20 protein-coding genes and 1 pseudogene are annotated in these 24,475 nt (G+C 49.3%); 13 read left to right on the forward strand and 8 right to left on the reverse strand.

Annotated elements, in window-relative coordinates; genetic code table 11:
- Positions 1 to 54: 54 nt before the first annotated feature.
- Complete coding sequence (locus DSM2777_RS12920; RefSeq protein ID WP_061554155.1) at positions 55 to 759, reverse strand: phosphatase PAP2 family protein; 705 nt, start codon at positions 757 to 759, stop codon at positions 55 to 57.
- Positions 760 to 795: 36 nt separating this feature from the next.
- On the reverse strand, positions 796 to 1,782 hold the full coding sequence (locus tag DSM2777_RS12925) for a CobW family GTP-binding protein (protein WP_061554156.1): 987 nt from the start codon (positions 1,780 to 1,782) through the stop codon (positions 796 to 798).
- Positions 1,783 to 2,148: 366 nt separating this feature from the next.
- Between DSM2777_RS12925 and DSM2777_RS12930 the strand changes: the two genes are divergently transcribed.
- The 3 genes from DSM2777_RS12930 to DSM2777_RS12940 all read left to right on the forward strand — a co-directional run bounded on the left by DSM2777_RS12930 (position 2,149) and on the right by DSM2777_RS12940 (position 5,147).
- A complete protein-coding gene (locus DSM2777_RS12930; protein WP_046458059.1) occupies positions 2,149 to 2,472 on the forward strand; it encodes a hypothetical protein in 324 nt (107 codons plus the stop codon).
- Between the two features lie 228 nt (positions 2,473 to 2,700).
- Positions 2,701 to 3,444: a GntR family transcriptional regulator gene (locus DSM2777_RS12935; protein ID WP_040045819.1), complete on the forward strand. Its 744-nt coding sequence runs from the start codon at positions 2,701 to 2,703 to the stop codon at positions 3,442 to 3,444.
- 167 nt (positions 3,445 to 3,611) lie between these two features.
- Positions 3,612 to 5,147: an EAL domain-containing protein gene (locus DSM2777_RS12940; protein ID WP_061554157.1), complete on the forward strand. Its 1,536-nt coding sequence runs from the start codon at positions 3,612 to 3,614 to the stop codon at positions 5,145 to 5,147.
- An 81-nt stretch (positions 5,148 to 5,228) separates the two neighbouring features.
- On the opposite strand, the gene DSM2777_RS12945 is transcribed toward DSM2777_RS12940, so the two are convergent.
- Positions 5,229 to 6,695 carry a mannitol dehydrogenase family protein gene (locus tag DSM2777_RS12945; protein WP_061554158.1) on the reverse strand — a complete coding sequence of 489 codons (1,467 nt, stop codon included), beginning with the start codon at positions 6,693 to 6,695 and terminating at the stop codon, positions 5,229 to 5,231.
- Positions 6,696 to 7,144: 449 nt separating this feature from the next.
- Between DSM2777_RS12945 and uxuA the strand changes: the two genes are divergently transcribed.
- Positions 7,145 to 8,335 (forward strand): mannonate dehydratase, encoded by a 1,191-nt coding sequence (gene uxuA, locus DSM2777_RS12950; protein WP_046358803.1) that lies wholly within the window; start codon positions 7,145 to 7,147, stop codon positions 8,333 to 8,335.
- A gap of 93 nt (positions 8,336 to 8,428) precedes the next feature.
- Here uxuA and yeiP read toward each other — a convergent pair.
- Together yeiP and mtr are read right to left on the reverse strand one after the other, a co-directional pair.
- Positions 8,429 to 9,000: pseudogene (gene yeiP / locus DSM2777_RS12955) on the reverse strand (elongation factor P-like protein YeiP).
- Positions 9,001 to 9,157: 157 nt separating this feature from the next.
- Positions 9,158 to 10,408 carry a tryptophan permease gene (gene mtr, locus DSM2777_RS12960; RefSeq protein WP_061554159.1) on the reverse strand — a complete coding sequence of 417 codons (1,251 nt, stop codon included), beginning with the start codon at positions 10,406 to 10,408 and terminating at the stop codon, positions 9,158 to 9,160.
- A 300-nt stretch (positions 10,409 to 10,708) separates the two neighbouring features.
- On the opposite strand from mtr, the gene DSM2777_RS12965 reads away from it, so the two are divergent.
- From DSM2777_RS12965 to dagF, 8 genes are all read left to right on the forward strand, one after another.
- Entirely contained in the window at positions 10,709 to 10,963 is a 255-nt protein-coding gene (locus DSM2777_RS12965) for a YkgJ family cysteine cluster protein (protein ID WP_061554160.1), read from the forward strand.
- Positions 10,964 to 11,043: 80 nt separating this feature from the next.
- Positions 11,044 to 13,836: a transcriptional regulator DagR gene (dagR, locus tag DSM2777_RS12970; RefSeq protein WP_061554161.1), complete on the forward strand. Its 2,793-nt coding sequence runs from the start codon at positions 11,044 to 11,046 to the stop codon at positions 13,834 to 13,836.
- A gap of 131 nt (positions 13,837 to 13,967) precedes the next feature.
- Complete coding sequence (locus DSM2777_RS12975; protein WP_156088357.1) at positions 13,968 to 14,399, forward strand: PTS sugar transporter subunit IIA; 432 nt, start codon at positions 13,968 to 13,970, stop codon at positions 14,397 to 14,399.
- 47 nt (positions 14,400 to 14,446) lie between these two features.
- Positions 14,447 to 14,932 (forward strand): PTS sugar transporter subunit IIB, encoded by a 486-nt coding sequence (locus DSM2777_RS12980; protein WP_046458054.1) that lies wholly within the window; start codon positions 14,447 to 14,449, stop codon positions 14,930 to 14,932.
- Between the two features lie 71 nt (positions 14,933 to 15,003).
- Positions 15,004 to 15,756 carry a PTS mannose/fructose/sorbose/N-acetylgalactosamine transporter subunit IIC gene (locus DSM2777_RS12985; RefSeq protein WP_025800853.1) on the forward strand — a complete coding sequence of 251 codons (753 nt, stop codon included), beginning with the start codon at positions 15,004 to 15,006 and terminating at the stop codon, positions 15,754 to 15,756.
- Positions 15,753 to 16,619, forward strand: a complete 867-nt coding sequence (locus tag DSM2777_RS12990) for a PTS system mannose/fructose/sorbose family transporter subunit IID (protein ID WP_025800854.1) — start codon at positions 15,753 to 15,755, stop codon at positions 16,617 to 16,619. Before DSM2777_RS12985 ends, DSM2777_RS12990 begins: the two co-directional genes overlap by 4 nt.
- Positions 16,620 to 16,630: 11 nt before the next feature.
- Positions 16,631 to 17,755, forward strand: coding sequence for a D-glucosaminate-6-phosphate ammonia lyase (gene dgaE / locus DSM2777_RS12995; protein ID WP_061554163.1), 1,125 nt, complete (start codon positions 16,631 to 16,633; stop codon positions 17,753 to 17,755).
- Positions 17,742 to 18,485, forward strand: a complete 744-nt coding sequence (gene dagF, locus DSM2777_RS13000; RefSeq protein ID WP_061554164.1) for a 2-dehydro-3-deoxy-phosphogluconate aldolase — start codon at positions 17,742 to 17,744, stop codon at positions 18,483 to 18,485. Before dgaE ends, dagF begins: the two co-directional genes overlap by 14 nt.
- A gap of 84 nt (positions 18,486 to 18,569) precedes the next feature.
- On the opposite strand, the gene DSM2777_RS13005 is transcribed toward dagF, so the two are convergent.
- Entirely contained in the window at positions 18,570 to 19,748 is a 1,179-nt protein-coding gene (locus tag DSM2777_RS13005) for a sugar efflux transporter (protein ID WP_025800857.1), read from the reverse strand.
- 335 nt (positions 19,749 to 20,083) lie between these two features.
- Between DSM2777_RS13005 and DSM2777_RS24965 the strand changes: the two genes are divergently transcribed.
- Positions 20,084 to 20,242 carry a hypothetical protein gene (locus tag DSM2777_RS24965; protein WP_237087772.1) on the forward strand — a complete coding sequence of 53 codons (159 nt, stop codon included), beginning with the start codon at positions 20,084 to 20,086 and terminating at the stop codon, positions 20,240 to 20,242.
- A gap of 196 nt (positions 20,243 to 20,438) precedes the next feature.
- Here the strand turns inward: DSM2777_RS24965 and torA are convergent, their stop codons facing one another.
- Positions 20,439 to 22,955 carry a trimethylamine-N-oxide reductase TorA gene (torA, locus tag DSM2777_RS13015; protein ID WP_061554165.1) on the reverse strand — a complete coding sequence of 839 codons (2,517 nt, stop codon included), beginning with the start codon at positions 22,953 to 22,955 and terminating at the stop codon, positions 20,439 to 20,441.
- A 12-nt stretch (positions 22,956 to 22,967) separates the two neighbouring features.
- The gene (locus DSM2777_RS13020) at positions 22,968 to 24,131 is read right to left on the reverse strand and encodes a NapC/NirT family cytochrome c (protein WP_061554166.1); all 1,164 of its coding nucleotides are present in this window, start codon (positions 24,129 to 24,131) and stop codon (positions 22,968 to 22,970) included.
- Positions 24,132 to 24,475 lie beyond the last annotated feature (344 nt).

Raw genomic sequence — 24,475 nt, forward strand, 5'->3', positions numbered from 1 at the left:
GTATCTAATTTATCCCCCTTAATCGCTTATGCGGATTCAGGGGGATGCAGTGGATTATTGCGGACGATACTTGCCGGGCATATGCCGGTCTAACAAGTTCAATAAGGCATCTGATGCGGGGGTGAGGAGCCACCAGCTTAGGCCAACCAGCACGACGCTGAGGGAGCCGACGGCGATATCACTGAACCAATGCGCACCAATCATGATGCGGGGTAAAATAAACACCACGAAAATCGCCAGCGCAATAATGAAAGAGCGAAGCGTAAAATAACGCAGCATGAATACGGCAAAAATAATCAGCATCATGCCATGGTCACCAGGGAAACTATCGCTTGAGCTATCTTTGGTGTTAATCCCAGTCAGCTCGCCCACCCGATGAATATCAGGGAAGTAGTTAGTTGGGCTAGCACGTTTAACGGGAAGAAAGTGACCTAGCTGATTTAAAACTACCGCCGTTAGCAAGATTACTACGCCTAAAATCAGCATCCGGCGTTTGCCGTAACCATCTTGTTTAACGAAAAATGAAAGATACAGCAGCCCCATACACAGCAGCGCTATAGCATCGAACGCACGATTATTGGTATAGGCGACTAAATAGAGAAAGGCGCGGTTGGTGACCAAGTGATCGTTAAAAAAGAAAAAGATCGACGAGTCTATCGGGAACCAAAATCCGTGATTTGGAGCTAAATACCAAGAAAAGAATAAAGCGATGCCAAGAAGATTACACAAAATAATCCACGGCAGATTACGACGAGTCATGTGCTAAGCCTAACCTGTAAAAATGAAAATATGTGTTTAAGAAGCTGTTTTAATACGTGCTTTTAAGAGCGCACTTTGTAATGTGTTCCAGTCGGTTTCTGCGTCATGAATTAACTCGATGCGACTGTCCAGCGGGGTGGTCTGCTGTGTTTCAATATGGAAATCAGCACCTTGTCGATTAACGATCAACGTTCCTTCTGGTATCCGCAAGCTTCCTTTCACGCGTACAACCGGTGCGAGACGTACCCATTCCAGTAAAGCGACAGTGTCGAAACAGGTATCTGAGTTAAATACCCATCCGCAGCTAAAATAGCCTTGTCCCTGATTCAGCGAGCGACGCCAGTTTTGTCCTTCAGGCAAGCGCAGAGCGGCGATGCCAGATGCCGGTGCTTTACCATGGTGGTGATGTTTCGCATTGGGTAACTCGACGACGTTTTCACGTGCGCTATCGAGCAATGCCACATCAAGCTGTCCATGCTGCGTTGATACCAAACGGCGTCCTGAACCTGCTTGTTGATACCAGTCGTCGAGCTTGTTGCGATCGTTGTCGCTATAGGTATCGTCTTTATTCGCCACAATGATATCCGCAGCGGCGAGTTGATCGCGGAAATTCTCGTTGCTGGTGTATTTGTCATCGCTAAGCTGGCGGGCATCAAGCACACAAAGCGTGGCCTTTAGCTCAAGCCAAGCTTGATAGGTATCTGATGTCAGCAGGTTTAGGATTTGTTTTGGATGTCCAAGCCCCGTGGGTTCAATCAGCAAGCGATCGGGTTTGGCTTGCTGCAACAGCATATTCAATCCAACCTGCATCGGTAGGCCGTTAACGCAGCACATACATCCACCGGGGATCTCTTTTAACACGGCTCCAGTATCGGCCAGCAGTGCGCCATCGATGCCAATTTCACCAAATTCGTTGACCAAAACAGCCCATTTTTCATTCTCGGATTTGTTTGCTAATAAGTGGCGTAGCGTGGTGGTTTTACCGCTACCCAAAAATCCAGTGATAAGATTTACTTTAGTCATTTAACGCCCCGATTTACCTGCTTTTCGACCAGAATATTACCATAATTACACACTATCTCAGGGGAGAGAAAGTGCTGCAAGGTTAAACCAAAGTTAAACAAAAAAGAAAATGACGACAAAATATTCGCTTCCATTATCTGCTTTGAGCCTGCCTGTTTAGCCTTATTAAACGCTAATAATTTTCTCTATAGCATAGTTACCTGCTGTATATCGCCTGAACGGCATTTTTTCTTAAGGTTTCCTGTTTTGCTGCCGTTGTGTTTTTCACAGACTGCTACCTTTAAATCACGCTCTATGCACAGGATTTGCATGGATTGATGTATTTACCGGCTAGCGTTTATTTGTGTGAAAATCCAAGAGGTGACCATGAATAAGGTTTGGTTATCAATGCTTTTCGCTGTCGGCTTGGGATTGCCATTGTTCGCTGGATTGATGCCTGAAGCTCAGGCTGGAAATACGGGGGTCATTCGTTTTGTTGGCTCGATTGTTGAAGATGCCTGTGACGTTGGCGTTGACAAGAATCATATAAAAACTCGCTGTGATAACGGTGGACGAACCGCAACGGTCAGCCGCCCAATTAGCCAAATAGGTACGGCACCCGTCGATCTCCCTATTTCAGTGGGAACCAGTCAATTAAATTGGATCAATTCCAAACATACTCTAGGTGTGTTAACGATCAATTATCATTAGATTTCTTTGCTCATTCTTTTCTCAAAATTTTATACGTTGGTGGATGCAAATGGGGTTTGGATTATGGTTATCCAGACCCCGTTGTTGATGTATTTTGCCAAGCTCATTTTTCTGCTGTGATATAATCAGACCAAATTAGGCAAGTGCTCCTATCATTTGGGGATTTGGTCTGGCCAATCGGTAAGCTAGACGATATTCGCCCACCTTATCGGTATAAAAGGTAGCAATATGAGATTGTATCAAGAAGTGGGCAATACTCTGCGTGAACTGATTGCGCAAGGAGAGTACCCAATTGGCGAGCGTTTACCGCCTGAGCGTGATATTGCGGAACAATTTAGCGTTAGCCGCAGCGTTGTTCGTGAAGCACTTATCATGCTCGAACTTGAAAAGCTGATTGATGTTCGTAAAGGTTCCGGCGTGTATGTTGTTGCTTTGCCGCAAAGTCAGCGACGAGCCGCGGTGACCGATCTCGATGAAAACACCTATGGTCCTTTTGAATTGCTTCAGGCAAGGCAGTTGCTGGAAAGTGAGATTGCAGCGTTTGCGGCAGTCCAAGCAACCAAAGCTGACATCATGAAGATGCGAAAAGCGATTGAACAAGAACGCCAGTCATTGTCATTAGGCACGGTTGATGAAAGTGCCGATGAGCTCTTCCATTGCCTACTGGCGCAGTCGACGCAAAACAGCGTGTTAGCCAGCATGGTTCACGACGCCTGGCAGGCAAGAAAACATAATCCAATGTGGAGTGGGCTGCACGTGCATACCAGCGATTTCAGCTACCGTTGGAACTGGTTGGACGATCACCAAAAAATTCTGCATGCCGTTTTACGTCGTGATGCCAAATCCGCAAAACAGGCGATGTGGCAGCATTTGGAAAACGTAAAAACGAAGCTGCTGGAAATCTCCGATCCAGAAGATCCAAGTTTCGATGGTTTTTTATTTGAATCAACGCCGGTGTTACAGAGCGAGTAAGCATTATACTTTTGTCAGTGCATTGGTGCGCTAATTGCTCGTTAGCAGCCCCGGTTCATCGTGAGCCTGTGCGGTAACTTCCTATATTGCGCAATAGATTAGCTATTTATGGTTGTTTTTCGACATAATAAAAATAATATCCGTCGTGAACTGCCGGTAATTGATATATGACACAGCTTTTTCGCACAGCGAGTTTCCGCCCTGTAGCAAGACTTTTTGTCTCTCTACTGGTCGTCATTTTAATTCTTATTATCGCCGTGTTGACTATTTCATGGCAGATTTCGCGTGGAATGGAGCGTGATATTGAGCAACGCTTACAGCGTGCGATATTGCAATTTGATGCGACGTTACAAAATGCGGAGACCGCTGCGAATGCGGTGCATGATTATTTAGGTAAGGCCTGTAACACTGAAACGCAGGACGCATTACGTTATCAGGTTACCGTTGTTCCAGATATCCGTACAGTTAATCTGGCTACTGGCGATAATGTTTACTGTTCATCTCTGGCGGGAAAATATTCCACTGGGGTAAGCACCAGTAAATACGTTAATGGGATGCTGTTGATGCTGAACGGTAATCCGGTCACGCCTAACCGCTCGCTTATTGCATTTCGCAAATCTTACGGAGAGCACAGCGTTTTAGTGGGTGTTGATGGCTATTATCTAAAAAATGTTTTGGAACTGCTGCAAACACCGACGGAAATCCATCTATTAGTCGGCACCAGTTGGATGGACAGTACAGGTCATGCGTCTGATAAGAAATTCCAACCCAATGGCACAAGCTATTTTCAGACATCAACGCGTTTTCCTTACACGGTTGCGACAGAAATTCCCACCAGCACCCATTGGGAATATGTCTGGGAGTACTCCTCCGGCAGCATTATTTTATTCCCACTCTTAGCCGCCTTATTGGGATTCATAACCTATCGTACAATGGGCCGCGTGAATTCACCTTTATCCGAGTTGAAAAGCGGGTTAAGGAATCATGAGTTTATTCCGTTTATTCAGCCTGTGGTCAGCGGTAATACCAACGACCTCACGGGGTGTGAAGTGCTCATGCGCTGGCGTCATCCGCAGATGGGGATGATTGCGCCTAACCAGTTTATTCCTTTAGCCGAAGAATCAGGGCTCATCGTGCCGATGACTCAAGATTTAATGGCGCAGGTGAGGGACTATTTTGCGCCGTTAGCGGAGCGTCTTCCTTACAACTTCCATTTCGGAATCAATATTAGCGCGAGCCATTTTAAAGATCTCAGTCTGGTTGAGGATTGCCGCCAATTTCTTGCCGCTTTTAAAGGGTATAAAATTCAGCTGGTATTAGAACTGACCGAGCGCCAGCTCATTGTGCCAAGCGAAATGACGTACCGCATATTCCATGAGTTACACGAGCTTGGCGTGCTCATTGCGTTAGACGATTTTGGCACCGGCCACTCAAGCTTGGCTTATCTGCGCGAATTCCATATTGATATTCTTAAGATTGACCAGAGCTTTATCCGCATGATCGGGTCAGATGCGTTATCAGGACATATCGTAGATAACGTGATTGATTTAGCTAAACGCCTGCAAATGGTAACGGTAGCAGAAGGGGTGGAAACACCGGAACAGGCGGAACATCTTAAGCAATATAACCTTGATTTTTTGCAGGGGTATTTATTCGGGTGGCCAGAAGAACTCAAGGTTTTTAGCGATAAGTGGCTGTTGTAGATAGCTTTAATATATCGATTGTATTATCAGATTAAATTTACAATATTGGCTATCCCATGTGGGATAGCCAATCGACATGAATTATTTAACCAGTGCTGCGCAGGTGTTAGCCGCGCCATTTTTCACGAGTGCTAAATAAGCATGGGTGACGGCTTCGACAAACGTAGCTTGTTTTGGCAACTCATCACCAAATACCGCTTTGATACCCAACAATGCCTGAACGCGGGCTTCGCCTTCTTGGCTTTCAGCAACCACCGCCTTTAATGTTTCCACCATAGGATCATGAATATCAATATCTTGTTGATGATCGTCTACGCCGCCGACATAACGCATCCAACCCGCCACACCCAGCGCCAAACACGGGAAAGCGCTATCGTGAGCGAGGTGCCAACGAATGGAGTCCAGCATACGCTGAGGCAGTTTCTGGGTGCCATCCATCGCAATTTGCCAAGTGCGATGTTTCAGTGATGGATTACTGTAGCGCTCGATCAGACGGTCGGCATACTGGCCTAAATCAACGCCGGTTACGCGTAGCGTCGGTGCCTGTTCTTGCAGCATCAAACGATGTGCCGCGGTGCGATAGGCCTGATCTTCCATGCAATCATTAATGTGCTGATAGCCAGCCAGATATCCCAGATATGCGAGGAATGAATGGCTACCGTTAAGCATGCGCAGCTTCATTTCTTCATAAGGCAGTACGTCACTTACTAGCTCTGCGCCAGCGATTTCCCACTGCGGGCGACCCGCAACAAAATTGTCTTCCACAACCCACTGAATGAAAGGTTCGCAAGCGATGCCGCAAGGATCTTCCACGCCAACGGCTTGAGCAACCTCAGCCAGTGTTTCCTCCGTGGCGGCCGGTACAATGCGGTCAACCATAGTGCTTGGGAAGGTGACGTTGGCTTCAATCCAAGCCGCCAGATTTTCATCGCGCGCTTTGGCCAATCCGAGAACCGCGTTTTTAACCACGTGACCGTTTTCAGGGATGTTGTCGCAAGATAAAACGGTAAACGGTGCAAGGTTGCGTTCATGGCGTAAACGTAAAGCTTCCACAATCACACCAGGCGCCGAAGTTGGTGCCAGCGGAGTGGCTAAGTCGCGTTGGATCAAGGCGTTATTGAGATCCAATTTTCCGCTGCCGGGTTCAATGCAGTAGCCTTTTTCCGTGACGGTCAACGACACAATGGCGACCTGCGGCTCTGCCATTTTCTCAATAACAGCCTGAATGCCATCGATTTCTGAGTGCAGCGATTCATGCACTGAACCAACCACCACGGCCTGATTATGCTCAGCGCCTTTTTCCAATACGGTGTACAGATGATTTTGCTCGCGCAGCTGTTCAATCAGCTTTTCGCCGCCGAACAGGTTAACTTCACAATAACCCCAATCTCCGCCTTGCTGATTAAGCACTCGGTCAGTCAGCAATGCCTGATGGGCACGATGAAAAGCACCAAAACCGAGGTGAACGATACGGCTTTTTAAGAGGCTACGGTCATAAGTGGGCTGTTTTACACCGTCTGGCAAAGAATGGTTGGCTAGGTTTTTCATGCTGAACTCCATTGAGAAGATGAACGTGGCAGACGGGAAAAAGTCTGTCAGCATCAGAACGGTAAAGCAAAAGATGTTAGACCACTTTGTCTCGTTAATGCTCACGGCATAAAAATGCGTTTATGGCCTGAGAATTAATGCGGTCTGACATCTTCTAAGATCACTAAAGTGGCTTGCAGTCTAAAGTCATATGACAGAAAATGAAATTGGTTAGTCCAAAATTCTAAAATATTCGTGAAGTGGATCAACCAATAGTGGATTGGGTTTTGACAGAAAACCAGCAAAGAGTAAGGTAAAAGCTAAATGATATCTGTGGTATTTGGTATAACAGCTTGAGTTTTTCGCTCACTATTTTGCTGGAAACATCGAGAAATTGCTGCCAAAGCTGTCACAGAAGAATTCCCTTAATCATGATAAATCGTATTTTCACCCGCAGAAGGTAGAGACAGATGGAACAAACTTGGCGTTGGTATGGCCCGAACGATCCGGTTTCTTTGGATGATATTCGTCAGGCAGGCGCAACCGGTGTGGTCACCGCATTGCACCATATTCCTAACGGAGAAGTTTGGACAGTTGAAGAAATTGAGAAGCGTAAGGCTATCTTGGCGGCAAAAGGGCTGACATGGTCCGTGGTTGAAAGCGTTCCGGTTCACGAAGAGATCAAAACGCACACCGGCAACTATCAGCAGCACATCGACAACTACAAACTGTCTCTGCAAAATCTCGCGGCCTGCGGCATCGATACGGTTTGCTACAACTTTATGCCCGTTCTGGATTGGACGCGTACCGATCTTGAATACGAATTGCCAGATGGCTCTAAAGCGCTGCGTTTCGATCAAATTGCGTTTGCGGCTTTTGAACTGCATATTTTAAAACGCCCAAATGCAGAAGCGGATTACACGGCGGAAGAACAAGCTCAGGCTAAAGCCTATTTTGACGCCATGAGCGAAGCCGATATTGCTAAGTTAACTGGCAACATCATTGCGGGTCTACCCGGTGCGGAAGAGGGCTACACGCTGGATCAATTCCGCGCTCGTTTAGCCGAGTACGACGGCATTGATAAGGCTAAGCTGCGTGAGCACATGGGTTACTTCTTGAAAGAGATCGTACCCGTTGCCGAAGCGTGCGGCTTGAAGCTAGCGGTTCATCCTGATGATCCACCGCGTCCAATTCTGGGGCTGCCACGCATTGTTTCAACTATCGAAGATATGCAATGGCTGAAAGAAACCGTCGATAGCATCTACAACGGCTTCACCATGTGTACCGGTTCATACGGCGTTCGCGGCGATAACGATCTGGTTAAGATGATTGAAACCTTCGGCGATCGTATTCATTTCACGCATTTACGTTCTACCTGCCGTGAGCAGAACCCGAAAACCTTCCACGAAGGCGCGCATTTGCAGGGTGATGTAGACATGTATTCCGTGGTGAAAGCGATTCTGACCGAAGAGCAACGTCGCCAGAAAGCAGGGGATATGCGCCCAATTCCTATGCGTCCCGATCATGGTCACCAAATGCTAGACGATCTGAAGAAGAAAACTAACCCTGGCTATTCTGCGATTGGCCGCTTGAAAGGCTTAGCTGAAGTGCGCGGCGTTGAACTTGCGCTTAAGCGTGCGCTGTTCCCTGAAATGAAATAGTCATCGCGTACTATATTGCTGAAGATAAGTTGCTGAAGATAAAAAAGGGACGCCATCGCGTCCCTTTTTGCTGTTTGGTGTGCAGAACCGTAATCAGTCCGCACGGCCCATAAAGCGACGTTCTTCAATATGGATGCGAATTTTTTCACCGCTGCTCAGATATTCAGGAACCTGAATTGTTAAGCCGGTGCTCATTACCGCAGGTTTGGTACGTGCGCTGGCAGAACCGCCTTTGATGCTTGGGCTGGTTTCAACGATTTCCATATCAACGGTCTGTGGCAGCTCAAGTGCTAACACCTGACCATCCATGGTTAATACCTGAATGCCAGGCATTCCACCTTCAGGAATAAACAGCAGTTCTTCTTCGATCTGATCTTTTTTGAAGGTATATGGCGTGTAGTCTTCGTTGTCCATAAAGACGTATTCGTCCCGTCAATATACGAGAAGTTAACCTGACGACGGCTCAGAGAGATCTCTTCCAGAATGTCATCGCCTTTAAAACGTTCTTCAACTTTCAGACCGGTACGGATATCGGAGAAACGCATTTTGTACAGCGTGCTCGCGCCACGAGCGCTTGGGCTTTGTACATCGATATCGCGAACCAGCAGCAGTTTGCCGTTTAAAGTGACCGCCATACCGCGTTTAATTTCGTTAGCTCTTGGCATAAAAAAACCTTGTTAATGAGTTTGCAAATTCAGTCTTTAGCGTGTGGCGACACGTTACCCGCGCGGCGTTTTCTAGGCAAGAGGGGAAGGTAAAAAAGCAGATAAATTTGACGCAAAAAGCCGGAGCGGGCGCTCCGGCATCACAGTTTTTGACGAGTTATTGATAAACGGGTAACAAGTTCATCAGTGACAGAATATGTGCCACGGCGTTAATCAAACCAAAGGCAATAATAAACAGAATCATTGCTGAACCGCCCGGTGCGCGATAGGTCGCCTGCGGGAAACGCTTACGGCTTGCTCGCGCCATCATCGCTGGCACGATGACGGCCCAAATGGTGGCGGCTAAACCCGCAAAGCCGATGGCATAAAGGAAGCCGTCTGGGAATGCCAGTGCGCCAATCGTTGGCGGTACGAAGGTGACCAATGCGGCTTTGGTGCGGCCAGCGCGGCTATCATCATACTTGAAGAAGTCAGAGATAAAGTCGAACAGCCCCAAGGAAACACCCAAGAACGAACTCGCCAACGCCATATAAGAGAACGCGTTAAGCAGCTGGTTGACAATGCTGCTGCTAGCAACGCTGCCCATCTGTTTTAGCAAACTACCAATGTTGCCGCCTTCTGCGATGATCTGCTGGAATGCCGCGCGGGTAATGTTCCCTTGGATCACATACTGCCAGAAGATGTAGATCGTCAGCGCGATAAGCGTACCGATAAACAGACTGCGAACCACTGACTTAGCGTCTTTATGGTAATACTTCACCAGCCCCGGAACGTTACCGTGGTAGCCAAAGGACGTTAGCAGGTAAGGAAGCGAAGCCAGCGCATAGGGCAGATAATTCGGCTTGTCTTCACCGGTATTAAACAGAACCGCGGGATCGACATGGGTGAACATATCACCGGTCGAAAGCAAGAAGGTAATCACCATGCCGCCAATCAGAATGGTGCTTAAGCGGTCAACCGCACGCGTCGATAACCAGACGATAAAGGCCACGACAATGGCGAATACCAAGCCTGCTGCGGTTTGTCCTACGCCAAAATAGGGTTCCAGCGTGTGGGTGATGATTGAGCCACCCGCTGAAATATAGGCATAGGTCAGAATATAGAGAACGAAGGTAATGGAAAGCCCGTTCAACGAGTTCCAGCCTTTGCCTAGCAGATCGCCCACCATAGTGTGGAAGCTCGCACCGGCCGGATAATTGAGATTGGCTTCTAAAATCATTAGGCCAGAGATATACATGCAGGCCCAGGTATAGATCAGCAGCAGGACGGAACCGGTAAACCAAACCCCAGCGGTGACGACCGGAATAGAAAACATCCCCGCACCGACGGCGGTTCCGGCAATAATCATCGCGCCCCCAAGGACTGACGGGCGGCGTATCGTTTGAGTCAAGGTATTCTCCATCGTCATGCTGTGCTCCTGATTAGCGGCATGCTAATTCTTATGTACTAGCGCAATGGTACATGTTGTTTGGTGAGAAGTAAACAGAGTAATGACGAGTGAGGTAAAAGAATTTGCCAGATTTTGTGCGAGAAAGTCGCGCTGAGGCAGAAAGTTACGCGTTTAACCGAAGAATGATGCCGATTTATCGGTGCTTTTGCTGCGAGCTTTTACAGCAGAAAAGATGAAAACCCTGTATAAGTGGAGAGCGGATTTTCCGCTCGCTGACTCTGTCGCAGCTCATTTCAGACAGCCCACCGGAGTACTTCCATGGACTGCCGTTCCGATTGCGGAGCTTGTTGTATTGCTCCCTCGATTTCTAGCCCGATCCCCGGCATGCCTAACGGCAAACCCGCTAATACGCGCTGTGTTCAGTTGGATGATGACATGCGCTGCAAAATTTTTTTATCACCGCTCAGGCCCGCCGTGTGTGGCGGACTTCAGGCCGCTGCGGATATGTGTTTTAGTCATCGAGATCAAGCCTTGAGCTATTTAATTCAGCTTGAAATAGCCACTGCGCCTTGATGCTGGTTCCCGCACATTAAGTTTTCGCGGTTTATGCTATGTTCAAAAATCGCGACTTAAGGGACGGATTAGATCTCAGCATGAAACGTATAGACAGAATTTGCCAGGAATTAGAACGCTTAACATTGGGTCTGAACCAGACCGATTTGCAAAACGACGTTGCTTTCACCGCTGAAAGTATTGGTTTTAATCTTGGCCTCGCGCGTAATTCAGTCAGTAAAGATCTTAACCAACTGTGGAGTGAGCAACGGGTCATTAAGGTGAAAACCCGTCCGGTTTATTTCCTCCATCGTGAGGTGGTAGAAACACTCATTGGCCATGTGCTACCGGACCATCTCACCGAGGTTCGTTTTGTCAGCGAATTATTGCCAAGTGAAGACCCACTTATCGCCAGCGACCCTTTTACCGCACTGATTGGTTACGACCGCAGCCTGAAACTGGCGGTAGAAAAAGGGAAGGCCGCGGTACTCTATCCCAGCGGGTTACATGTTTTGCTGACCGGCCCGTCCGGCGTAGGGAAAACCTATTTTGCCGAGCTGATGCATCAGTTTGCCTGCCAGCAAAGCGGCAATAACGCACTGCCGATGGTCTATTTCAACTGTGCTGAATATGCGCACAACCCCGAGCTCCTCTCTTCTCATCTTTTTGGTCATCGGCAGGGCGCTTTTACCGGCGCAACCAGCGATAAAACAGGGCTTATCGAGCAGGCTGACGGTGGCTATCTGCTGCTGGATGAAATTCATCGCCTTCCTTATGAAGGACAAGAAAAGCTGTTTGCCCTGTTAGATAAAGGTGAGTTTCGAGCGTTGGGTTCGAGTCATAAGGCGCGCGCGGTGAGTGTGCGCTTAATCTGCGCCACCACGGAGCCCGTGAATTCCACATTGCTACGCACTTTCCAGCGTCGTATTCAGGTCAGCGTCGATCTTCCCGCCTTACGTGAACGTTCAATGGAAGAGCAAATTGAGCTGATTACCGGATTCTTGCATCAGGAAAGTCGAAAAATTAGCCGCACCATTCGGGTAGATAAAGCGCTGCTGCTGTGGCTGCTAGAAAAACCGTTGGAAGGCAATATTGGCCAGTTGAAAAGCGACATCCAGTTCTTGTGCGCTCAGGGCTGGGCGGCCGGCATGGGGCAGCAACACGATGTGCTGACCTTGGACAAAAAGCTGGTAGAGCAATCGGTGATGCCGACTGCGGATCAACGCTTGCTGGTCGATAGTATATTTGGTCAACAACAATGGCTGGATATCAGCGCAGATACTTTGTCCGCGCTTAAACCCTCGTTAGGTGCTGCCGTTGGGCAAGAAGACAGCGACCTGTTTTACCGTTTTCTGACGCGTGAATATGTCAACCTACGCAACAGCAACGTGCCGCCGCAGGAAACGCTGGCTATCCTCAAAAACAAGCTGCGCTCGATATTTGAATATGGTTTGTACAGTCGTGACACTGCGACGGTCGGCTACAGCGGGCAGCTTGAGCAGCGTTTAGCGTTGCTGATTGGCTACGTTGAGCAGGTAGTTGGGTTTACGCTGCCAGAAAACATGGTTAACCATCTGCGTAAGCACTTCCTCACCTTGCTGAGCTATGTCCAGCGCGGTTTGATTCCTCAGCTTTACTCTTCAAGCCTGATATTGGATCACTGCAAAGACGAATACAATAACGCGATGCAGCTTTGCCGTCGCATCGATGAAATATTTAATATTCAATGTCCTGCGACCGAAGTGGTGTATCTATGCATGTTCCTGAAAGAGTGTCGCCAACACCGCTGTGAAATTGACGATAGCCCCGAGCTTGGCGTTATTTTTATTGCCCACGGTGCTACGACGGCCACCAGTATGGCGCAGTATGTTAATCAGGTTTTAGAGCGTGAACTGCTGACCGCGATTGATATGCCGTTCGAGCAGTCAGTGCATGACACCTTGGAAGTGCTTACCAACCTGATCCGCAGCCGTGGCTACCGGCGCGTGATTCTGATGGTCGATATTGGTTCGCTGGTTCATTTTGGCAGCGCCATCAGCAAATTGTTCCAGTTCGAAGTATTGCTGTTGCCAAACATGACGCTTACTAGCCTGTTGGAGATTGGTCTGGATCTGACCTATGAATCTAGCGATTTTGCCGCGCTGAATGCGCTAATGCAGGAGAAACAAATTCCGTGCCATTGGTGCTCGCCCGAACAAGCCGGTGCGGGGAAAGTGCTGGTGGTGTCCTGCATTACTGGTATGGGAACCGCAGAGAAAATCCATAAGGTACTGTCAGAGAGTTTTGGTGAACTGATGGCGCAGGATACGCGCTTATTAATTCTGGATTACAACGAAGTTCGAAGCCTAGACCGTATTCAGCAGGTTCTCGCTCCCCATGAACGGCTGGTGGGCATTGTGGGGACGTTCCAACCGGGATTGCCGGACATTCCCTTTATCTCGCTGGAAGAGATGTTTTCAGAGCAAGGCCCCGAGCTGCTGCTTAGCTTATTAAACCCCGACCTCAGCACTCAGGAACGTCGCTTAGAAGTTGAACGTAGCTCAATGCGGTTTATCAGCGCGTTAACGCTCGAAAGTATTATTAATCAGATTTCGGTTCTGAACCCTCGGCGCATTTTGCAGGAAATGGAGAGCGTCTTACAGCGGATCTGTCAGGCCTCAGACCTCAAACCGAGCCGACAAGTGACACTACGCTTCCTTATCCACTGTTGTTGCATGGTGGAGCGTATCGTTATTAGCCGTAAACCGTTACAGATGGCGCTGGAAACTCAGCAAGATATTGATGCTGCCGCGATGAGTGTCATCAAACAGGCGTTTGCCCCCATTGAGGAGGCCTATGCCATTCGTTTATCTGACGCAGAATTCATTTATATTTACGAGCTTCTCTACCGCTAGCCCGCATTCCACGAGCTTTCTCTGCATACCTCCTCGATAAAAAACGCGCCGTGACACAATGCTGGCACGGGCGTTGCAATACCCGTCATAGAAACCTTTTATTTCTTTGACTGAATGCCAGGAGGCTCATTTTGTCTACCACCGCTTCACATTCCCTACCACAGATTTTACTGCTCACTCACGGTGGCTGGGGCAGCCAGCTTTGCGCCAGTCTACGAATGGTTACCGGAGATATTCAAGGCGTGGCCGAAATTGCGCTCATGCCAGTAGATACCTTTAGCGAGTTTTTTCAGCGCGTTGAACAAGCCGTGATCGCCATGCCGAAAGGATCGTTGATCCTGACCGATTTTATCGGTGGAACCACGTCAAACGTGGCGGCTCGGCTGAGCGTGGATTATCCAATCGGCGTGATTTGCGGCCTGAATGCGTCGCTGTTGCTACAGGCTTTAGAGCTGCGCGAAACCGGTTTGTTGACCGATGTAATCGAAGAGCTGGTCGAGGCTGGGCGCGACAGTTGCCTCGACGTGGTGGCGCATATCAATAGCCTTCAGAACAACGCATAACCCATCAAATCCGAAATATAAAACCGAATAACGAAAAGGAAAATCACATGGCTAGCATCGTTTTATGTCGTATCGACAGTCGTTTAATTCATGGTCAGGTTGTTACTAAGTGGGTTGGGCAATCTCAAGCAAACCGTATTGCGGTGGTCAGCGACGAACTGGACGCCGATCCGTTTATGAAAAATATCTATCTGATGGCGGCACCGCCAAGCATCAAAGTGGATTGCTACAGCAACAGCAGTTTTGCCGCCGCGTGGAAAGAGAATCAGCTGGGCGAAGGTAAAGTACTGGTGCTGTTCCCATCGCTGACGGCGGTACAAGACGCCGTGCATCAAGGCTTTGATGTACAAAATATTCAGGTGGGTGGGTTAGGCGGAGGCCCGAGCCGCAAAGCCGTTTTCCAAAACATTACGCTAGACGATAAAGACGTGGGCATTTTGGGCGACCTGAAAGATCACGGCATTAAGGTGTTCTTCCAAACCATTCCAGAAGATAAACCGCAGTCGCTAGAAGACATTCTAAAAAAATACTAATCGTCTTTGAGTACCAACGTTGAGTGCCAACTTTGACTGTTGACCATTGATTTTGACCAGAGGAAATCACTATGGATACCTTGTTTATTGCTATCAGCATGGGGCTGTATTACTGGTTTGCCCGTTTACGTCTTGGGTACACCTTTTCCGGCATGCTGGTTCAGCCGATTGTTATTGCTGTGTTCGTTGGGGTGATTTTGGGCGATATGCAAACCTCAATGATTATTGGGGCGGGCATGCAGCTGGTTTATCTCGGCGTGACCTCAACGCCGGGTGGTAATGTGCCTTCCGATCCGGCACTTGCTGCGTGTATCGCGATCCCGATTGCCGTTCAGGCCCACATGGAGCCTAACTTAGCTATCGCGCTGGCGATTCCGTTTGGCGTGATTGGGGTCTTCCTCGACCAGCTACGTCGCACGCTGAATGCTGCATGGGTACACATGGCGGATAAATACGCCGAAGAGGCCAATACCGGCGGCATTATGCGCTGTGCCTTCTTATATCCGGCGCTTCTGGGATTAGTACTTCGTTTCCCAGTGGTGTTTGGTGCCAACTATTTCGGCCAGAGCGTGGTCGAGAAGTTCCTCGCCCTGATGCCGCATTGGTTAACGCACTCCTTTGAAATTATGGGCGGCATTCTGCCCGCGCTCGGTTTTGCCATCACCATCATGGTGATTGGTAAGAAAAGCCTGCTGCCTTGGTTCATCGGTGGTTTCTTCGCGGTGCTTTATCTCAAAGTCGACATCATGGCGATGGCTATTTTCGGCACCTGCGTGGCGTTTTTGGTGAAAGGTTTAGCAAAGAATGAAGGAGCATCATCATGAGTGAATCAACCCCAGATATCATGCAGCACGAATTAGTGGAGCGTGCCCGCCAGAGTTCGGCGCTCACCAAAGGCGATATCACCAAAGCGTGGTTTATTTATTGGCTGGGTGCTGAGGTTTCCAGCTCCTATGAACGTCTACAAAGCCTGATTTTCTGCGCCTCGATGACACCGATTATCAAAAAGCTCTATCCCGAAAAAGAAGAGAGAGCCGAAGCGTTGAAGCGCCATTTGAACTTCTTTAACACCGAACAAACGTTTGGTGCGGTGATCCAAGGCGTTGCCATCGCCATGGAAGAACAGAAAACGCGCGGTGAACCCATTTCTGATGCATCGATCACCGGGATCAAAACGGGATTGATGGGGCCACTGGCAGGTATCGGTGACTCGGTAATTTGGGCGGCGGTAATGCCTTTGCTCATCGCGATCTTCATTCCATTTGCTGCCAAAGGAAGCGCATTCGGCGGGATCTTGCCGCTGGTGCTTTACACCGGTATTACGCTGGCGGTCAGCTACGGGCTGGTACACAAAGGCTATACCCTTGGGCGCGATTCCATCATCACCTTGCTACAAGGCGGGCGAATCAAAGAGCTGATTTACGGTGCCAACGTGCTGGGGTTAATCATGATGGGCGCGCTATCGGCAAGCTACGTCAAGATAACGTCACCGCTCAAAATCAGCGCGCTTGAAGGGTCTGAAATTGTTGTGCAGCAGATATTAGATTCCATCGCGCCTGGGCTTTTGCCGTTGGCCGCGGTGTTCTCTATCTACTTCTATCTCACCAAAAAAGGCCCGCGCTATACCACGATTTTGCTTTCGGTGGTGGTGATTAGCGTGGTGTGTTCGCTGCTTGGTGTGCTGTAAGGAGAGTTGCAATGAGTCAAAATATTTACCAACGCCTAGGGCTAAAACGTGTGATTAACGCCTGCGGAAAAATGACTATTCTGGGCGTTTCAGCGGTATCACCTGAAGTGATGGCCGCCACGGCTGAGGCCGCAGGGGCGTTTGTGGAAATTGATGCGCTGGTCGATCGCACCGGCGAGCTGGTGTCAGAACACACCGGCGCGCAGGATAGCTATATAACCTCTTGCGCGTCGGCGGGGATTGCCATTGCGGTGGCGGCGGTTATCACGCGCGGTGAACCAGACCGCGTAGCGATGATGCCGGACAGCTCCGGCATGGCCAACGAAATTCTCATCCTGCGCGGTCATAACATTGATTATGGCGCGCCAATCACCAGCGCCATTCGTTTGGGTGGCGGGCGCATTGTTGAAGTGGGGCAGAGTAATTTGGCTGCGCGCTGGCAGCTTGAGAAAGCGGTCAGCGAACGTACCGCCGCACTGCTGTTTGTGAAATCTCACCACAGCGTACAAAAAGGCATGCTTACGCTTGAGGATTTTGTGGCGGTCGCTAAACAGTTCCAACTGCCACTCATTGTTGACGCCGCCGCCGAAGAAGATTTGCGCCAATACGTAGCTCGTGGCGCTGATATGGTGATTTACAGCGGAGCCAAAGCGTTCAATGCGCCAACGTCAGGCTTTATCACTGGCGGGCGTGAGTGGATCCGTTGCTGCAAAGCTCAGCATCACGGAATTGCGCGAGCGATGAAAATCGGCAAAGAAAACATGGTCGGCTTGGTGAAAGCGCTGGAGCTTTATGGCGAAGGTATCGCCAATATGATGCCAGAAAAACTGGCATCCACGGTTGATGCGATCTCGGCACTGCGCGGATTTAGCGCGGAGATTGAACAAGATGAAGCGGGGCGTGAGATTTGGCGCGTTCAGGTGCGTGTTCACCCTGACATTTTGGGTATAGATGCGCGGCAGGTTGAAGCGATGCTACGAACCGGTGACATCGCTATCTACACGCGTCGATACTTCCTGCATCAAGGTGTTTTCAGTATCGATCCCCGCACATTAGATCATCATGATTTAACCACGATCGTTGAAAGACTGGCACAGATCGCCGGTGAACAGGAAAAGCATTATGCAAAGCATTAATTTTTACCAAGGGCGCGTAGCCATCAACGTGTTGGCTAAAAATATTGAAAATGCGCGAGCGGTGTATGACGCCGCCGAAGGACATGCGGTCATTGGCGTGTTGTCGGCACAGTTCGACAATGTGGCGCAGGGCATTGAAGAGGTTAAACGCTGGCAGTTGCAGGTGCCTTCGATTTCAGTGGGATTGGGGGCGGGCGATCCTGCTCAATTTTATAAAGCCGCGATGATTGCCGCCGAGACCGGTGCCGCGCATGTTAACCAAACCTTCACCGGATGCGGTTTCGCCGCAGGCGCGCTGGCTCAGGCTGGGCAGTCGCATACGCATATCAATGCGCTAGTGAGTCCGACGGGAAAGATAGGGCAGGTACAAATTTCAACCGGCGAGCGCAGTGCCAAAGGTGACAAAGCCATTGTTTCCTGCGATAGCGCGGTGAATATGATGTTGGACATGGGCGCGCACGCGGCGAAGTTTTTCCCTATGGGCGGGGAGCGTAGCTTAGCTGAACTAAAAGTCTTGGCGGAAAGCGCGGCACGTAACGGCATGACGCTGATAGAACCGACGGGCGGCATTGATTTGGATAACTTTGGGGTTATTTTACAAACCTGTTTGCAGGCTGGTATGCCGCGAGTGATGCCACACGTCTATACCTCGATTATCGACCCACAAAGTGGTGAGACACGGCCAGAAGATATCAAACAACTGATGGATATGATCAAAGCCATTGTGTAGATAACGCAGTAATACACCGAAACGCTGGGATCTTATTTCCAGCGTTTTTGTTCCTATAGATCGTATTCCTATCAACCGTAGAGATTACGCTTCTTTGATTTTCCACATGCAGGCCACGCCCGCAATCAACAAAACCAGCGACACAAAAAATACGGCGTAATAGTTCCAGAATTCCGCAATAAAACCAGCCACAGAACCTGCAAATATCCAGCCGGTACGCCCCGCAGTAGTGAATAAAGTGGTGGCTGAACCTGCCTGACCGGGCATTAAATCCTGAAAATACAGCATGCCAATTCCGGCCAAAATACCGATAAAAACGGCATTGAGGAGTTGCAACGCCAGCAGTGCCCACGGCGCGGTTAAGAACAATAGGCCAGCATAAAAAGCCAAGCCTGCGGCGAGTGCAACCATCATCAAAAAGCGTTTACCGAAGCGCTTCGCATAATAGCCCGCGATGAGCATGGTCGGAATTTCTAAGCCTGCGGCGGTGCCCATCATCACGCCAGCTAATTTGTCCGGCAGATGCAGTTCATGAATGATGTACAACGGCATATTGATGAGATACATGCTGTTGCAGGTCCACATCAACGTACAGGCAGCAAAGAGCAACAGGGTGTCGCGACGATTGCGGCGCGGCGCATCCAGCACTTCAGTTGTGCGCACCACTGTTTTTGGCATTGAAGGCAGGGTGTACCACACAATCAAACCGCAGACTAAAAACGTCGCCATCGCCGCCATATACATAAACGGAAAGCCAAAACCGAGCGCTAGCGCGAACGAAATCGGTGGCCCAATCACCCACGCTAGAGAGACTTGCGCACGCAAAATTGAGCTGAACATCACCGCTTCTTTACCGGTTTTATCTGCGTATTCACGAGCCAGAGCAAACATCTGCGGGTTGGCGGTGGAGCCAAAACTGGTGAGCATGACGCCGACGACGAGCAATAAATAGTAGTTACGGTTATAGGCAAACAATAGACAGCCAGCGGCACCAAGGATGCAGCACAATAAAATCAGCTTTTTGCGATCGCCAGAGCGGTCTGAACGAGCGGCGAGAAACTGACTAACGATGATCCCAATCACCGCGCTGCCGGTATAAAACAACCCAACCATGAACGGGCTTTTAACCACTTCGGTGGAGAGAAACAGGCTGAGCGTTGGTGTTTGTAATGCGCCAGCAATACCGGTCAAAAAAGCCACAATCAAGAATGAGGTGGAGGTTAAATCGGGCAGACGGCGGAGTGCGGTCGAATACATGCGCATAGGTTTATCAGGGATCAGTCAGAGGTGAACGGAGAACTTCAGGGCGGGCATGTTACGCTCGAATGTTAAAAATGAAAAGCTGTTTCAGCCTCTCGAATGTAAGAAAGTCATACAAAAGATAGGGAATAGATTATGCACAATAATAAATGGATAGCAGGCTGAAAATAGTTTGCGAAGGGCATTCCACTATTTTTCCTTGGTTCTGACTTTTATCCGTAAAACGCAATAATGGCGGGAAGTATAAACACGGAGAAAGAAGGATGAATTCACTTATTTTGTGGCTACGATGTAGCTACATTTATGGTTATAAAACACTCAGTTCATGGAGCGAAGTTATGACCAAAAGTGATGTAGTAAGAGCCAGAGTTTCCCCTGCGGTTAAAGTGGCCGCCATGGAGAATGCCAGCGCGTTAGGAACCGATCTTTCAACGATCATCCGGTTATTAGTTAATCAGATAGCCGTGACCGGGCGAAGTACCTGCGGAATTGCTTAAGCCTAATGCAAAAACGCTGAAGGCGATCCGCGATCTGGAAGCCGGTATCGGTGTGACTCGGGCCAGCGATATTGATGAATTAAAGGCAGATCTCGGCTGGTAGCGAGTTGAGAAATCATGATGCAAGGATTGCTGTTTAATCGAAAAACGGGGCCGAAGCCCCGTTGGTGATATGGCTAAAGTACAGCGTTAGAAGCTATGCGCCAGCCGGTACCGCATGGGCGGTGTTAGTGAGCGCAGGCCCCTGATATTTTTCGATCTCAACCTGTGCCATTTGGCCGCAGTTACCTTGCGCCAAGCTGGATGAGCCAATATCAAATGTCAGGCAGTTCACGTTGCCGTTTTTACACAGCGATCCTGGTGTTGCAGGATCGGCCGGATCGAACCATGCCCCTTCGCTGATACGAATCACGCCCTGACGCACATCTTCAGTGACCACGGCGCCCACCAAGATCTGACCGCGATCGTTAAAGGCACGCACTAAATCACCGTTGCTGATGCCACGAGTTTTAGCATCAATTGGGTGGATTAGAATGGCTTCACGATCGGCAACTGCATATTTTTTACGCAGCGGCGTATTGTCTAGCTGAGAGTGCAGGCGGTTGATCGGATGAGCGGTATTCAGAGACAGCGGATATTTTGCGGCTTCAGGCCCTTTATACCATTCATGCGGCGGCATCCACGTTGGAATACCTTTGCAATCTTCATAACCCATTTTCTCAATGGCGTCAGAGTAGATTTCGATTTTACCGGACGGTGTACCTAATGGATTTAACAGTGGGTTTTCGCGATAGTCAGCGAAGCGTACCCATTGTTTATTCTCTTCTGGCACAGGGAAGCGAACATAGTTGTTTGATTCCCAGAACATATCAAACGGCGGCAATGCCACACGAGCTGCGCGAGCCTGCGTTTTCATGTCGTCATACATGCTTTTCAGCCACTGAGTTTCGTCTTTGCCTTCGGTAAAGGCATCCTGAACCCCGAGTTTTTCTGACAAACCTGCAAAAATATCGAAATCGCTACGTGATTCGAATTGCGGTGGTACGCACTGATGCATTGGGAAGACATACAGCTGAGAATAGTCACCGCCCATTTCCAGATCGTTTCGTTCGTAGCTGGTGGTGGTTGGGAATACGATATCCGCGTGTTTGGCCGTTGCCGTCCAATAGGGTTCGTTGACCACAATGGTTTCAGGTTTTTGGAAAGCTTTGACTAGCGCGTTTGTATCTTGATGCTGGTGGAAGGTGTTACCGCCCGCGACGTAAACCATTTTCACATCAGGATAGGTAACCTGAGCGCCATTAAAATTAATGGTTTTGCCTGGATTCATTAAACATTCGGCAATACGCGCAACGGGAATTGGCGTAGGCGTATTTTTCGGTGAGTTACCGGCGGAAATGCCCGCCAAGATCCCACCTTTAGCCGTAGGACTGCCGCCTGAAGAGTAGTGATAGCTAAAGCCAAAACCACCGCCCGGCAGACCAATTTGCCCCAACATGGCGGCAACGGTCACTAGCATCCAGTGTTGCTGTTCGCCGTGATGCTGACGTTGAATACCCCAGCCACCCATAATCATGGTGCGATTCTTCGCCATATCACGCGCTAGCTGGCGAAGTACGTCGGCATCAACGCCGCTAACCTCGGCTGCCCAGTTGGCGTCTTTGACGATGCCATCGTCCTGACCCATAAGATAAGCTTCGAATTTATCAAAGCCAACGGTATAGGTTTTCAGGAAATCAGGGTTATGCAGTTTTTCTGTCAGCAGTGTGTGCGCAATACCAATCAGCATGGCGGTATCGGTGTACGGACGCGGTGCGATCCACTGAGCATTCACGAATTTCGCACTGTCGTTATGTACGGGATCGATGCTGATGATCCGTGTCCCTTTTTTCTTCAGCGCCTCAAAGCCAGTTTGGCCAACGTGATCGGGAACGTTCCAGCTATTTTTTAATGTGATCATCGGGTTACATCCCCACAGAATCACTAGCTGGCTATTCTCGATAACGTTTGGCCATGCGGTTTGTTGTTCATAAACTTCCATTGAACCCACCACATGAGACATGATGACCTGCGCGGCGCCGGTCGAGTAGTCACCCGCATAGCCTAAGAAGCCGCCGCTTAGATTCATCATACGCTGAAGCAGTGTACGGCTATTGTGGAGCATACCCACGCTCTTCCAACCGTAAGAACCAGCATAAATAGACTGTGGGCCATGCTCCTTTTGCAGGCGTGCAATTTGATCGCTCACCAGCGTCAGAGCTTTATCCCAGCTCACGCGTACCCATTCGTCACGGCCGCGCAGTTCTGGTTGGCTATTGGCAGGGCCGCCTTCTAGCCAGCCTTTACGTACCATCGGGTACTTAATACGGTTTTCCGCATGCACCTGATAGGGCGCCATGGTAATGAGCTCATTCGGGTACGGATCGTCACTAATGGCTTTAACATCCACCATTTTGCCGTCTTTCACGATAGCTTCGAAAGCGCCCCAGTGTGCAGCGGTGAGTATGCCGGTCTGTGCCTGACGCAGCGCCGTAAACTGTGGCAACGCTTGGCTGATGGCCTGTGCTAATGCTGACTTAGGCCATAAACCTGCCAGCAATGGCACGCTCAATACCGCACCTGCGCCGGTCAGAAAGCGACGACGGCTGACTTGAAGCGGTTTCTGTTCGAAATCGCTAACGTTTTCAACGTGGGAGTTCAGATTTTTTTTCATTGTTATGGCTCCTTAAATCTTGTTCGACTGATTGGCAGGCATATCGCTGGCGTGTTTCTGAACGTATTGAGTCAGAACGCGCAGTTGTTCCTGCGTCAGAGAAGTACGTGGAGCCATACCTTTGACCACACCGATCCACTGGTTGGCGTTGAAGCGATCAAGCGCCGTTAAACCATGACAACCGGTACAGTTGGCAGACATCATGTCGGAGGCGTAATGCCAAATTTTTTGTTGGTCATCAACCAGCTGTTTTTTCGGCAACCAAACCTGCAATGAAACCTGATGCCAAACCAGCCCAGTTTCGGCGTCTTTAACCGTGCTTAAGGTTTTCAGCTGTTTGCGTGCATCTTCGCCCACTAACACGCTAAGGATACGCTTGCCTTGTGCGGCATAGAACACTTCCGCCACACCGTCTTGCTGCCAACCGGCAACGTCAGCTAATACGCGATCGCCTTGACGTTTCACCACTTTCACTTCGGTGGATGGCATCAAGTTACCTGCGTTGTGCTGGGTTTCGTCGGCGCTCAAGTAGAACGGTTCGGTAGCGATGGTGTACAGCGTAGTAGCACTGTCTGGCGTTTTCGCTGCGGCGTTGGCCAATTCGCTGGCACCGGCGGCGGCTAATCCGCTCATATCTGGCAGGATATGGGCAACACCTTTGTGGCAATCGATACAGGTTTCACCATTTTTGATGGCTACCGGATGCTGCTGACGCGCTTCTGGTTTCTGTGCGATAACGTCCATCGCGTCGTAGCTGTGGCACGAACGGCAGGTTGCGGAATCATTTTTCTTCAACGTATCCCACACGCTTTGCGCCATAGCGAGTTTATGCGCCTCATATTTTTCAGGCGTATCGATTTTACCGGTCACTTCGCCATACACGTCTTTCAATGCGGCAACTTTGGTGAGCAGGTAATCGATAGGTTGGTGTGGAACGTGGCAGTCAGCGCATTCGGCGCGGATGCCTTTGGTGTTCTGGAAGTGAATACTGCCCTGATATTCGGCGAGAGGCTGTTCCATGGTGTGACATGAAATGCAGAATGCTGTGTCACTGGTTTTATGCATAACGGTGGCGGTTCCTGCCAGCAGGGCTGCACCGATGATGATCCCCAACAACAAAAGCCACAGCCAGGCTCTGCTCCGGCGCTTGCCGGGAGTCTGATATCGATTGCTCATAGTTTATTCCATATAATTATTAATATAGTTTTCTTGCCATATTATTCCTGAATCGAATGAATTGATTATTTTCAATGCTATAGGATTCAAAAACTTGGTAAGTATAGAAAATTTTTGAACTAATTACCTATAAAGAAGTAGCAAAATTAAAAGCTTTTTTTATCGAGTTTGGGTTGCTGGTGATGTTTATATGAACGGTTTGCAGTCAGTAACACATTTCGTTAACAGCAAGCGGCGCACTACGGGTACATTGAGGGTGATAAATACCGCTATGATTAAACTGAATCTCTTGAATTGTTTGCGAATGTCATTTGAGCGGTAGGTTCCGGCATTGGCTGTTTGAA

Origin of the sequence: Obesumbacterium proteus (genome assembly GCF_001586165.1) — a bacterium.
Lineage (GTDB): Bacteria > Pseudomonadota > Gammaproteobacteria > Enterobacterales > Enterobacteriaceae > Hafnia > Hafnia protea.

Bases quoted from the DNA above. Each gene is read 5' to 3' on its own strand.
- DSM2777_RS12920 (WP_061554155.1), bottom strand. From the start codon at position 759: ATGACTCGTCGTAATCTGCCGTGGATTATTTTGTGTAATCTTCTTGGC.
- DSM2777_RS12925 (WP_061554156.1), bottom strand. From the start codon at position 1,782: ATGACTAAAGTAAATCTTATCACTGGATTTTTGGGTAGCGGTAAAACC.
- DSM2777_RS12930 (WP_046458059.1), top strand. From the start codon at position 2,149: ATGAATAAGGTTTGGTTATCAATGCTTTTCGCTGTCGGCTTGGGATTG.
- DSM2777_RS12935 (WP_040045819.1), top strand. From the start codon at position 2,701: ATGAGATTGTATCAAGAAGTGGGCAATACTCTGCGTGAACTGATTGCG.
- DSM2777_RS12940 (WP_061554157.1), top strand. From the start codon at position 3,612: ATGACACAGCTTTTTCGCACAGCGAGTTTCCGCCCTGTAGCAAGACTT.
- DSM2777_RS12945 (WP_061554158.1), bottom strand. From the start codon at position 6,695: ATGAAAAACCTAGCCAACCATTCTTTGCCAGACGGTGTAAAACAGCCC.
- uxuA (WP_046358803.1), top strand. From the start codon at position 7,145: ATGGAACAAACTTGGCGTTGGTATGGCCCGAACGATCCGGTTTCTTTG.
- mtr (WP_061554159.1), bottom strand. From the start codon at position 10,408: ATGACGATGGAGAATACCTTGACTCAAACGATACGCCGCCCGTCAGTC.
- DSM2777_RS12965 (WP_061554160.1), top strand. From the start codon at position 10,709: ATGGACTGCCGTTCCGATTGCGGAGCTTGTTGTATTGCTCCCTCGATT.
- dagR (WP_061554161.1), top strand. From the start codon at position 11,044: ATGAAACGTATAGACAGAATTTGCCAGGAATTAGAACGCTTAACATTG.
- DSM2777_RS12980 (WP_046458054.1), top strand. From the start codon at position 14,447: ATGGCTAGCATCGTTTTATGTCGTATCGACAGTCGTTTAATTCATGGT.
- DSM2777_RS12985 (WP_025800853.1), top strand. From the start codon at position 15,004: ATGGATACCTTGTTTATTGCTATCAGCATGGGGCTGTATTACTGGTTT.
- DSM2777_RS12990 (WP_025800854.1), top strand. From the start codon at position 15,753: ATGAGTGAATCAACCCCAGATATCATGCAGCACGAATTAGTGGAGCGT.
- dgaE (WP_061554163.1), top strand. From the start codon at position 16,631: ATGAGTCAAAATATTTACCAACGCCTAGGGCTAAAACGTGTGATTAAC.
- dagF (WP_061554164.1), top strand. From the start codon at position 17,742: ATGCAAAGCATTAATTTTTACCAAGGGCGCGTAGCCATCAACGTGTTG.
- DSM2777_RS13005 (WP_025800857.1), bottom strand. From the start codon at position 19,748: ATGCGCATGTATTCGACCGCACTCCGCCGTCTGCCCGATTTAACCTCC.
- DSM2777_RS24965 (WP_237087772.1), top strand. From the start codon at position 20,084: ATGACCAAAAGTGATGTAGTAAGAGCCAGAGTTTCCCCTGCGGTTAAA.
- torA (WP_061554165.1), bottom strand. From the start codon at position 22,955: ATGAAAAAAAATCTGAACTCCCACGTTGAAAACGTTAGCGATTTCGAA.
- DSM2777_RS13020 (WP_061554166.1), bottom strand. From the start codon at position 24,131: ATGAGCAATCGATATCAGACTCCCGGCAAGCGCCGGAGCAGAGCCTGG.